The following is a 12547-nucleotide window of genomic DNA, read 5'->3' on the forward strand; positions in this document are numbered from 1 at the left end:
TTTTTCGGGGCGGTCGGACCGCGACACGAAAGATACCACCCGAAGCGGGGAAAGATGCCAGCCTTTCATCGTTCAGAGGCTTTCGCTCCCGAAAGCGGGTGCAAAAGTACGCACTTTATCCGATTCCGCAACACACTCCACACACTTTTTTTCATATTTTTTTGATGTTCGTGGGAAATATGCTGTAAAACAGGGTTTTACAACGGAAACTTTTTGGAAGGGGACAAGCGAAGGAGGAAAAACCGCACATCTATATATACGGGCGTACGCGATTACATTTATTTATGCGGCACAAACACGGCGAAATTTCTACCCGAAAGGAAGGGAATTTCTATTCGGAGCGTTGCCCGTCCCATGCGGTAGGAACAAACTGCACTTCGGCTTGCGTTTTTAGGGGGCGGGAAAACAGGGCATAAAAATACCTCTTTGGTGAAAAAAAGATTGCTTTCTCACCAAAGAGGGCAGTAATAATGTGTGAAAAAATTTCTGAGAAGACTTTATTTTATCTTCAACTGGTCGAAACCTTCGCCATATACACCTACCACATTGCTTTGCGAAATAAACGCATTGGGGTCGATATCTTTCACCAAACGGAATATATCAAGCGACTCTCTTTTCTTTGCCAACACCACGATTACTTTTACTTCTTGCTTGCTGTACCATCCTTGCCCATCGAGCAAGGTTACGCCACGGTCTACTTTTGTTGCAATGGCTTCGGCTATTTTTTCGTACTGCTTCGAAAAAATAAGGAACTGAACCGACTGACGGGCACTGTTTACCACGTAGTCAATCACAATGCTCATAACAAACAATACACAGAAACCGAACAATACCCGGCGCCAATCGTGAAAGATTAGGTAACAAGACGAAATAATCACAATATCGCAGTACATCATCATCCGCCCCAGCGTAATGTCTTTGTACTTATTAATAATCCAAGCAATGATGTCGGTTCCTCCCGTGCTTCCGTTGTTACAAAACACAATCCCAAGTCCGAAACCCAACAGTCCTGCTCCTATCACACACGCCATGAAATCTTGTCCTTCACCAAGCAAACGAGGAAGTTTCCCGTCGTCGTCTTTCAAAATCATTTGGAAGAACCAAAGCAAGAAAGTCAGCATAAAGATGGCATAGATGGTTTTAACGCTGAATTTCGGTCCTAATATCTTCAAGGCAAAGCCCAAGAACACGGCATTGATAATAAAATAAGAAATCTGAATTTCGACACCCGTGGCGTAATAAATGATTGCCGCAATACCGGTAACGCCACCCGTTGTTATCTGATAAGGCAACAGAAATGCCGCCCACCCGATGGAGTAACAAATCAAACCGAAGGTAATGGCAAGGTAATCTCTTGACTCCCGCCCCAATTTTTTTCTTAGTAATGCTTCCACGTTTTATTGACATTAAGTTATACGAAACGCAAACGGGGATTACACAAACTTACGATATTGCTTTTGACCGTATCATTCGTGTAACCCCCGTATGCAAGAATACTTATTTGTTAAAGTACAATATTAACAATCTTCTTAGGAACAATAATCACTTTCTTCGGAGTTTTTCCGGCAATCCATTTCTGTGATTGTTCTTCGCTCATTACTGCCGACTGGATGGTATCGTTATCTGCATCGGCTGGAAATTCCATCACAAAACGCGCCTTTCCGTTGAAAGAAATAGTATATTTCACCGTATCTTCTTTCAGATAAGCTTCATCGTAAGCAGGCCAGTGTGCGTCGCATACCGAAGTAGCGTTGCCCAATGCTTCCCAAAGCTCTTCCGCCAAATGGGGAGCAAACGGAGCCAGTACGACAATCAGGTTACTCAATACGGCTTTGTTACGACACTTCAGCGACGTCAGCTCGTTTACGCAAATCATAAACGCACTGACCGATGTGTTGTAAGAGAAGGCTTCGATGTCGCCTGTTACCTTCTTAATCAGCTTATGAATGGCTTTCAGCTCTTCTTTAGTAGCTTCACCTTCTGCCGGCAAGAAGTTATCCTGACGATCGTAGAACAGATTCCAAAGTTTCTTCAAGAAACGGTGAACTCCATCTATACCGTTCGTATCCCACGGTTTTGACTGTTCTACCGGGCCGAGGAACATTTCGTACATACGCAATGTATCGGCTCCGTATTTCTCAACAATCATATCGGGGTTTACTACGTTATACATCGACTTACTCATCTTTTCAACCGCCCATCCGCAGATATACTTGCCGTCTTCAAGAATAAATTCGGCATTGTTATATTCCGGACGCCAGTTTTTAAAGGCTTCCACATCCAACACATCGTTTGATACGATATTTACATCCACATGGATGGGAGTAACATCGTACTCGCCTTTCAAGCCGAATGAAACAAACGTGTTGGTGTCTTTTATACGATAGACAAAATTACTGCGTCCCTGAATCATTCCCTGATTAATAAGTTTCTGGAAGGGTTCTTCGGTGATGCTTACGCCCAAATCGTGTAAGAACTTATTCCAGAAGCGAGAATAAATCAAGTGACCGGTAGCGTGTTCGGTTCCTCCCACGTAAAGGTCAACACTCTGCCAGTAACGGTCTGCCTTTTCCGAAACCAAAGCCTCGTTATTATGCGGATCCATATAGCGCAGGTAATATGCACTTGAACCAGCGAATCCCGGCATGGTATTCAGTTCGAGCGGGAATACAGTCACATTATCTATCTTAGCGTTTTCAACCACTTCGCCTTTTTCTACATCCCAAGCCCACTTGGTAGCATGTCCCAACGGCGGTTCACCCGTTTCGGTGGGTAAGAACTTGTCTACTTCAGGCAGTTCGAGCGGCAATTTACTTTCGTCGATCATGTAAGGCATACCGTCTTTGTAATAAACCGGGAACGGTTCGCCCCAATAACGCTGCCGACTGAAGATGGCATCGCGCAGGCGATAATTTACTTTCACACGTCCCAAGTTATGCGCCTTTACGTATGTTTTGGTAGCAGCAATCGCCTCTTTTACAGTCAGTCCGTTCAGATTCAAATCACAATAAGGCGTAACTCCGGCTTTCGGTGAGTTGCAAACGATGCCTTCTTTCGCATCGAAACTTTCTTCGCTTACGTCACAACCTTCTATCAACGGAATAATCGGCAGATTGAAATGTTTAGCAAAAGCATAGTCGCGGCTGTCGTGTGCCGGAACAGCCATAATCGCTCCCGTTCCGTATCCCGCCAATACATAATCGCTAATCCAAACGGGAACAGCTTCGCCCGTAAACGGATTAACGGCATACGAACCGCTGAATACGCCGGTTACGCGACGGTCGGAGATTCGTTCGCGTTCGGTACGTTTTTTTGTCCGGTCAAGGTAAGCCTCTACCTCTGCTTTCTGAGATTCGGTAGTCAACAGCGTAACCAGCTCACTTTCAGGAGCCAATACCATAAACGTTACACCGAACATCGTATCGGCACGGGTAGTAAAGATGGTAAATTCCAAATCGCTGTCTTTTACCTTGAAGCGTACTTCCGTACCCTCAGAGCGACCAATCCAGTTACGCTGGGTTTCTTTCAAAGATTCTGTCCAGTTGATCGTATCAAGCCCGTCGAGCAAACGCTGTGCATACGCCGACACGCGCAAACACCATTGACGCATTTTTTTCTGCACCACAGGATAACCGCCACGCACCGATACACCGTCTACCACTTCATCGTTAGCCAATACCGTTCCCAACTGCGGACACCAGTTTACCATCGTTTCACCCAAGTAAGCAATACGGTAGTTCATCAAAGTCTCCTGCTGTTCTTTTTCAGTCTTAGCTTTCCATTCATCAGCCGTAAAACTCAGTTCTTCACTGCAAGCAACGTTCAGTCCCTCTGTTCCCTGCTGTTCAAAGGCAGCCACCAACTCAGCGACAGAACGAGCCTGCTGCTTGTCATTATCATAATAACTATTGAACATTTTCTGGAATGCCCATTGCGTCCAATGATAATACCCCGGTTCACAGGTACGGATTTCGCGGTCCCAGTCGAAACAGAACCCTATTTTATCTAATTGCTCGCGGTAACGATTGATATTGGCAGCGGTCGTAATAGCCGGGTGTTGTCCGGTTTGGATGGCATATTGCTCAGCAGGAAGTCCGTAAGCATCATACCCCATCGGATTCAGAACGTTGAATCCTTGCAGGCGTTTGTAACGTGCATAAATATCGCTGGCAATATATCCCAACGGGTGTCCTACGTGAAGTCCAGCTCCCGATGGATACGGGAACATGTTCAAAACATAAAATTTTTGTTTTGATTCGTCCTCAGTAACTTTATAAGTACGATTTTCCACCCATTTTTGTTGCCATTTCTTTTCTATCTCTCTGAAATTATATTCCATAATGAGGGTTTTATTTAATTGATTTTTACGTATTTCTCTCAAATTTCTGCAAAGATAACAAGACTTCGGGAATAAAAGGAAGTAATTTTGAATTAAAAGTTAGCGTCTGCTTTCGATTTTATCTGTTTTCCCTGATAATTCTAAAAAATTCTTTTTGCTCTTGAAAGGGGTAAACAAACTCTAAACAAAAAAACGGAAAAACTCCGCAAGCTCATTAGTGTGGATGAGAGAGTTTTGATGAGGAAATAAACTAACGAAAATTCTTGCGGAGTTTAAAACCGGAGCATTCCTTCTGGCTATTTTCCGCCAACCCGAAAAATAAAAAGCGGCAGAGCATTTGCCTATTTGCTGGAGAGGGAGTCGAAGCCCTTTATGCACAAACAGGAAACGCCCTCCGCAGATATATAGGGAAGGACGTAAAACTGTTTCGTGTGCATAGAAATTATTTCGACTTTTCTCCGGCACGGAATCAGCTATACGTTACTTGTCAATAAAATTAATCTTCGCTCGAAAAACCGCACAAAAATATATATTCTACTTTTAAAATGCTATTTTTTATCAGACTTTTTTAGTCTGTTCTAATTTTATCCGGATTTTATTTAAGAAATTCTTGCTATCGGCTCTTCTTTACTTAGAGCCTGTTTAAATTTTCCGATTAAGTATTTTTATCCGCCCCTTTTTGAGTTTGTTTCCGGTCTGTTTCCCCGTTTTTACTCGTCAGATAGACCGCTATCATCCTCGAAACAATTCTCAAACCGCAGGCAGAGCAAAATTTAAACAGGTTCTTATTTATTCGCAGCTGCATTTTTTAAACTATTTTAATACTAATTGCAGTCTGAACCCGCATTAAAACGCTACCGTTAGTGTCACTCATCTTATGCGGTAGCGTTGACCAACGCTTCCCATAGAACCGACCGATTCTATGGGAAGAATTTTTCAAACGTTTCTATAAAACGTAAGAGCCTTAAAATAAAGATATTATGAATTCGACTTACACTAAGTCTCAGAAGGTAGATTAATTTTTTTTAATCTATCGCTCAATGTCTTTTCCTAACTCTTTCCAGTTGTCGAAACCTTTATCCAAATTGTATACTTCAAAACCTTTTTCGGTAAGAAGGCGTGCGGCATTCCGGCTCCGGCGTCCGCTTTTGCAATAAACAGCTACGGGACGTGCCTTATCTAACAGCTCATCGGCATTCATCGAAAACTTGTCATCCATCACATTGATATTCAAACTTCCTCCGATGTGTCCTTCCGAGTATTCGGCAACCGTACGGACATCAACACACTGAATATTCTCGTCTTCGATCAGGCGTTCGAATTCATCGGCAGAAAGATTCTTGAAATTATCTTTTGCCTTGTCGCTACACGCATAAAGAAAAAATGCAAAAGCACATACGAAAAGCGTAAAATAAATGGTTTTTATCATATCTCAGTAGGTAAATGTATAGGTGGAAAATCCTTTTTCGTAGGTATTTATCTGTAAAGCTATCGTATCGCCCGACCGGAGTTTGTCTTTATATCCCCGCAGAGGAATGGAGAGATAAACCTCGCGTGTGAAAGCCTCGTAATCGTCATTGCGATTATGGTAAAGGGTGAGGTGAAGCGTATTTGCCCCGCCCTCTTCCGTTATCCCGTAATCGGCAAAATGAAACGCATGGTTTTTATCTTTCACCATCGGTTTCAGAATCAAGTTGATGTAATCGCCCGACCGCCATACGCTCCGAACATCAAGCGGATCGGTTACAACTCCTTCGGTAAAACTCTCGGCAGGAAGCGGGTCGAGCGCCATTATCAACTGGGCAGAATAAAGATATACTTCGCCCGACTCGGTTAAAGGCTGATAGACGGAAACGGTCCGATAAAGCGAATCGGGCGTCAGTCCGTCTAAACCTTCCCGTAGCTGAATGGTATACACTTCACCTTCATCGGTAATCAAACGCGATAGAACTCCTTCACTGTCGGTCTGCCCGTCGATAAATTCGGTCACGACACTGGGATACACGTAATCGTCTTCTTTACACGACACCCCCGCAAGCAGAGTGAGCCACAACAGCGGAAGAAGGTATTTCAGTTTCATTCTTCGACAGCCTTCTGATGATTAATAACAGGATTGGCATACATCACCAGCATCCGCTCGCGCAAGAATGCCTCGTCTTTATTCGGAATGTCAATCATATCCAACTTCTTTTGCAGGTAAGTTTCGAAGCGCAATTTGTCATCTGCCGTATAATGCGACGCAAATGTATCCGTCCCATCCAGCAAGTCGCACGCCACGTAATTGCCCGGATAAAGACGATAGTTGCGATGAATATGCAAATCTATCAAATGAGACACTTTAGCGAATACCTCGGTCTTCGGCAGTCCGCGGAATGCTTCCAACTCGTTGCTTATACATTTTGCCGCATGAAAATGGACGTGTCCTTTATAGCCAAAGATACCTGTCTGCATATTGAGCAAATCGTCTGCTTGACTTTTCTTATAACCTTCCACATCCCGTTTCAACTGCATTTCCGTAGCTTTCAGATAATCGCAGGGGTCGTATTCGTAAGAAAGAGCAAGCGGAACAATATTCAACTCCTTCAAACGGTCGATGACATCGCCCGTTCCGCCCAGCACAAGCATTTTCAACACACTGTCTTGCGTACGGTCGTTTGAGTCTTTCGCCCGTCCTTCCCGTTGGGCAATCCAAACATTTTCTCCTTTCTCCGTAACGGCAAAATGAATGTAACGCGACAAACGGGCAGATGCTTCCAACATTTGCCTCATACTGAGCGCACGCTGCACGATAAACGATTTATTGATACGTACTAATTTCTTTATCCACGGATAAATCAACAAGTTATCGCCAATGGCTATTTCTACGGTATTGGGGAATCCGTTATCAAGCAATCCCACCGAAAGAAATCCCGGATCGAGTACAATGTCACGATGATTCGATATGAACGTATAGTTGCATGTTTTATCTGTCAGTTGCGAAGCATCCAGTTCGAAACCATCGCTATGCTGACGGATAATCTGATGAAGCAGTTCGTAGAAAAAAGTTTTCTGTATATCCAGACTGGTTTTACATTGTTTCAGTTGCGCCGCCAACGCCTCTACCGGTACACCCGGCATGACGCTTTCTATCGCTTTTCGGAAGTCAGGATCGGCAATCAGTTCTTCGCATATTCCCTGAAGTTCGTCAGGATTATAAGGGCGAATGTCGTCAAACTCGGCAGGTATATTCATAGCTTGATTAGTTTGGTGATATTGCAAATATACGAAATTTTAAAAACAATCTTCAATAATATCCGTCATAACATCTTTCATGCTTAATCCGGCAGCACGTACTTGCTGGGGAATGAAGCTGGTAGCAGTCATGCCCGGCGTGGTATTTATTTCAAGCAGATTAATTTTTTCACCTTCGGTAATGATATAATCTACACGTACCAGCCCTTTGCATCCCAATATATCATAGAGAGCAGAAGTAAGTTTCTGCACACGCCCGGTCAGTTCGTCGCTGAGACGTGCGGGAGTGATTTCGGTTACTTCGCCGTTATATTTGGCATTAAAATCGAAAAATTCATTCTTGCTTACCACTTCGGTTATCGGTAACACCACGGTTTTTCCCCCTGCACGGTAACATCCGTTTGCCAGTTCGATACCGTCCATGAATGCCTCAACCATTACGTCGTCCGACTCTTCGAATGCCTTTTGCAATGCCGGCTGGATTTGTTCCTTTGTTTTTACTTTGGTTACTCCAAAGCTCGAACCGCTGGCATTGGGTTTTATAAAGCAAGGCAAACCTATTTTTTCGATAACGTCTTCGTCGCTGATGCCATGACGTTTGTTGACCAACATTGATTCGGCAACACGTATTCCGAATCCTTTCAGGTATTGGTTTAATGTAAATTTACTGAACGTAAGTGCCGATACCAGTACATCACATGTAGAATAAGGAATATCCAACAACTCGAAATAGCCTTGCAGGATGCCGTTCTCGCCCGGTGTTCCGTGGATGGTGATGTAAGCGAAATCGGGTTTTACCTTCTTACCGTTTTCCGTAAAACTGAAATCGTTTTTGTCGATGGCGGCACGTGTCCCGTCAGGCAACAGAGCTTCCCAACTCTTTTTTGTCAGCTCTACGATATAAAGATTATACTTTTCTTTGTCGATGAAAGAATAAATTCCTTCTGCACTTTTCATCGAAACACCGTGTTCCGATGAGTCTCCTCCTGCTACAATAGCAATGGTACGTTTCATAATTCTTCTCTATTACTGATATACGTTCTCCATCGCTCCAACAAGCGTGTCATGTCATCGGGCAGTTCGGAAGTGAAAAACATTTCTTCACCCGTGCGCGGATGTACAAAGCCCAACGTCTTGGCATGAAGCGCCTGACGGGGACAGATGTCGAAACAGTTATTTACAAATTGTTTATACTTACTGAAATGGGTTCCCTTCAATATTTCATTGCCGCCGTAACGTTCGTCGTTGAACAGCGTATGCCCAATGTATTTCATGTGAACCCTTATCTGATGGGTACGCCCCGTTTCAAGCACACATTTTACCAGTGTCACGTAACCCAAACGCTCTAATACTTCGTAATGCGTCACGGCATGTTTGCCCTGTTCGGGGTCTGCCATCACCGCCATTTGCATACGGTCTTTCGGATTACGTCCGATGTTTCCCACGATGGTGCCCGTATCTTGCTCCATGTTTCCCCATACCAGCGCATTATACTCGCGCTTGGTAGTCTTGTTATAAAACTGTAATCCGAGGCTTGTTTTCGCATCGGGAGTTTTAGCCACTACCAGCAGACCGGAAGTATCTTTGTCGATACGATGCACCAATCCCACTTGGGGGTCGTTGGGGTCATAGGTAGGAACGTCGCGCAGATGCCATGCGATGGCATTGACCAGCGTACCATGATAGTTGCCGCATCCCGGATGTACCACCAGTCCCGCAGGTTTGTTTATAACCATCAGGTCGGCATCTTCGTAAACAATGTCTAAAGGAATGTCTTCGGGGATAATGTCATTGTCGTAACGCGGACGGTCCATCATTACGGTCAACACATCTTGCGGCTTTACCTTATAGCTACTCTTCACAGGCTTTCCGTTCGCCATTACAAACCCGTTGTCTGCCGCCGTCTGGATACGGTTGCGTGAAGCATTGACGATGCGCTCGAACAAATATTTGTCGATGCGCACCGGGGTTTGTCCTTTATCCACCACCACCCGGAAATGTTCGTACAGTTCGGGCGACTCACTTACCGGTTCAATATCGTCAAACGACTCATCCAATTCGTCGATATAATCTTCTGCCATGAATGTACGTTTATAATCGGTTAGAACCAAGAATCATCTACCTGAGGTTTTTCTCCGGAATCAGGAGCCAAGTCTAACTGAAGCTGGGCAGAGTCTACAGTGAGCGAATCGCGCAGCACGATACTCCCCACGCATAACGTCAATAACGCTTCGTGAGGCACTTTATCTCCCGCCTTCAAAGAGCTGCCCCGATATTTGATGCCGTAAATCCAGTCTTGCTCGCCGGGTACAAGCTCCGGCTCTGTCAAACGGAATCCCATTGCTTTCAGTTTAGCTTCTGCCTGACGGAAAGAACTGTTATCAATCAGGTCGGGCAGTTTTATGAGCGGAACATCGGTTGTAGTAACGGTAAGATAAACCGTTCTTCCCTCTTTCACGCGCGACCCGCTTATGGGTTTCTGTTCCAACACCACCCCGTCGGGCATACCTTTTACATAAACAGAATCTATGATGGTACTTTTGAAAAGCTGGTTTTTCAGTGTTTTTTCTGCTTCGCTGATGGTTTTGTTTTTCACATCGGGCACCACATACGACTCGCCGTGATGTGTGTAGCTGTCAAGCCACAATAGCGTACCCCATGCCGCTCCGACAATAACCAGAATCATTCCGGCCAGATTGAGCCAGAAGAAGCGGTTCTTTTTAAAAGAAAAAAACTCTTTCAGTGTTATCATTTTACATACTGTTTGGAAGTTTGGGCAAAGATACAACTTTTTGTATATATTCCTCTGACTTACCTCCAGAAGATTCATTCAGAGGCGATTTTAATTTTATTTACGCACTTGGAAAACCAATGAAACACAGGCTCAAAACGCAACCGTTAGTTTTGGGTAACTTATGCGGATAAACCTTCCGGTGCTACCCGAAGCGTTCACCTGCTTTCCGAATAGAATTTTTCAGCCCTCAAAACAGGGGAAATTCCCGTATATAACGGCTTAAAAAACTTAGAGCCTGTTTTTCTTAATTTTAACAACTTAACCTTTAAAGCATGTTATAAAACAAGGTTTTGACATGGAAATATTTGCAGCATAGCCGAAAGTCAGTATCTTTGTACTGTGTTTTTCATAGTATTAGATTTAAGGTTAATAAAGGTTGGAGTACAGCGGTACTCCTTTTTTATTTATATGCGTTGGACTTCTTCCATCACACGCAAGAAATTACCTCCCCAAATACGCTGAATGTCTGCTTCACTATAGCGCTCTAAAAGCAAACGGCGCGTAAAATTTATCAATTCCGATGAATCATTACATCCTATGATGCCTCCATCACCATCGAAATCCGTCCCTATTCCTACATGCTCTATTCCCATAATATTAACTATATGGTGCAGGTGTTCGACGGCATCGCAAATAGTAGCCGGAACGTCCGACCGTAAAAATCCTCCATATAAACAGACTTGAACTACACCTCCTCGGCGAGCGATGGCCCTCAACTGTTCATCGGTAAGATTCCGGGGATGCTCGCATAACGCACGGCAAGATGAATGAGAACACACGACGGGAGTACGGCTTATTTCAAGCGTTTCATAAAAACTGCGTTCCCCGGCATGAGAAAGGTCGACCATCATCCCCACGCGGTTCATCTCACGTATTACCTGTTCGCCAAATTCACTTACCCCCAAACCTTCATCATTATAGCGCGCAGAGCCGCAAATATCGTTGTTTCCGTTATGGCACAAAGTCATATATACTACTCCCCTGTTTCGGAAACGCTCTACGTTACGAATATCTTTCCCGATGGCGTATCCGTTTTCAATCCCCAACATAATGGCTTTTTTCCCTGCCTTTTTCAACCGGTACAAATCGGCAGGAGTGCGTGCTATGTCTACCGCCGTACAATTATTGGCTACCATTTCTTCAATGTCGTTCAGCAAACGGTCGGCTTTTGCCGTAGCTGCCAGCAATGCTTCATCCGTCCGTTCTTTCTGAGGAATATAAGCCACCATGATGGTAGCGTCTTGCCGTCCTTCGGTCATTTTGTGAAGGTCTACTTTTATCTTCTCGTCGCGCGTGGCAAAATTAATGTTCTGACCGAAAAACATGGGTGTGTCGCAATGCGAATCCAGTGTAAGTATCCGCTCATGCAAGCGCTTGGCTGCACGGAAAGATTTGGCTTCGCGGATAAACCAGCCGAAGAGCGGCATCATACACTTGTCACCGTTCAGGATGAAACATTCGGGATGCCACTGAACCCCCAACATTGATTTGTATTCTGTACTTTCGATGGCTTCTATCACGCCGTCGGCAGCTCTTGCCGAAACACGGAATCCGGGAGCCGGCTCTGCCACCGCCTGATGGTGAAACGAATTGACCGGCAGCGTTCCGGTATTCATGATTCGGGAAAGCAGACTGTCCGGTTCGATGCTTACTGTATGCGAAGCAAACGCCCGGTCCATATCCTGACTGTGCTTGAGGTGCATTCCCTCCATTTGTGCATCTATGTCTTGATACAGTTTTCCGCCAAAGGCTGCATTCATTACCTGAATCCCCCGGCAAATACCTAATATAGGAATCTGACGGTTGGCAGCAAGACGGGTGAGCAGTAATTCCTGACAGTCTCGGTAAGGGTTAATATTATGTAATTCTTTTATCGGTTCTTCTCCTAAATAAAGCGGATTAATATCCGCTCCCCCTGTCAATAGAAGTCCGTCCAGATTATCCAACAGATTTATCAAAATGTCAGTATCCTCGAAGGGCGGAATCACAAACGGAATACCTCCTGCTTTCAAAACGGATGTATAATATCCCGAAAGCAACATTAAAGTTCCGTCATTGAAATTTCCGGTAATTCCGATAACCGGATGGTCGGTATGATTTGGGAAGCGGTTATGAAGCGCAGCATACGATTTGTTTATATCAAACGTGCAAGATGTTTTCATAAGTTAAATATTGATTGGAAA

Annotated in this window: 10 protein-coding genes; 1 reads left to right on the forward strand and 9 read right to left on the reverse strand. The window is 44.4% G+C overall.

The window, feature by feature from the left end:
• On the forward strand, positions 1–188 hold a 188-nt coding region (locus tag M3085_RS09835; RefSeq protein ID WP_249052916.1), incomplete at its 5' end, for a hypothetical protein.
• Positions 189–497: 309 nt separating this feature from the next.
• Here M3085_RS09835 and M3085_RS09840 read toward each other — a convergent pair.
• The 9 genes from M3085_RS09840 to M3085_RS09880 all read right to left on the reverse strand — a co-directional run bounded on the left by M3085_RS09840 (position 498) and on the right by M3085_RS09880 (position 12526).
• On the reverse strand, positions 498–1394 hold the full coding sequence (locus M3085_RS09840) for a YitT family protein (protein WP_178257638.1): 897 nt from the start codon (positions 1392–1394) through the stop codon (positions 498–500).
• Between the two features lie 110 nt (positions 1395–1504).
• A complete protein-coding gene (gene leuS, locus M3085_RS09845; RefSeq protein ID WP_249052917.1) occupies positions 1505–4339 on the reverse strand; it encodes a leucine--tRNA ligase in 2835 nt (944 codons plus the stop codon).
• 1030 nt (positions 4340–5369) lie between these two features.
• Positions 5370–5768 (reverse strand): rhodanese-like domain-containing protein, encoded by a 399-nt coding sequence (locus M3085_RS09850; RefSeq protein WP_178255566.1) that lies wholly within the window; start codon positions 5766–5768, stop codon positions 5370–5372.
• 3 nt (positions 5769–5771) lie between these two features.
• Positions 5772–6419, reverse strand: coding sequence for a hypothetical protein (locus tag M3085_RS09855; protein WP_249052918.1), 648 nt, complete (start codon positions 6417–6419; stop codon positions 5772–5774).
• Complete coding sequence (locus M3085_RS09860) at positions 6416–7570, reverse strand: acyltransferase (protein WP_178255568.1); 1155 nt, start codon at positions 7568–7570, stop codon at positions 6416–6418. The genes M3085_RS09855 and M3085_RS09860 overlap by 4 nt, the downstream gene beginning before the upstream one ends.
• Positions 7571–7609: 39 nt before the next feature.
• Positions 7610–8584 carry a D-alanine--D-alanine ligase gene (locus M3085_RS09865; protein WP_178255569.1) on the reverse strand — a complete coding sequence of 325 codons (975 nt, stop codon included), beginning with the start codon at positions 8582–8584 and terminating at the stop codon, positions 7610–7612.
• Positions 8581–9651 carry an RluA family pseudouridine synthase gene (locus tag M3085_RS09870; protein WP_178255570.1) on the reverse strand — a complete coding sequence of 357 codons (1071 nt, stop codon included), beginning with the start codon at positions 9649–9651 and terminating at the stop codon, positions 8581–8583. Before M3085_RS09870 ends, M3085_RS09865 begins: the two co-directional genes overlap by 4 nt.
• A gap of 20 nt (positions 9652–9671) precedes the next feature.
• Positions 9672–10322: a PASTA domain-containing protein gene (locus M3085_RS09875; RefSeq protein ID WP_178255571.1), complete on the reverse strand. Its 651-nt coding sequence runs from the start codon at positions 10320–10322 to the stop codon at positions 9672–9674.
• A 446-nt stretch (positions 10323–10768) separates the two neighbouring features.
• Positions 10769–12526 carry a gamma-glutamyl-gamma-aminobutyrate hydrolase family protein gene (locus M3085_RS09880; protein ID WP_249052919.1) on the reverse strand — a complete coding sequence of 586 codons (1758 nt, stop codon included), beginning with the start codon at positions 12524–12526 and terminating at the stop codon, positions 10769–10771.
• Positions 12527–12547: the final 21 nt, after the last annotated feature.

Origin of the sequence: Bacteroides caecicola, from assembly GCF_023337095.1 — a bacterium.
Classification (GTDB): Bacteria; Bacteroidota; Bacteroidia; order Bacteroidales; family Bacteroidaceae; genus Phocaeicola; species Phocaeicola gallinarum.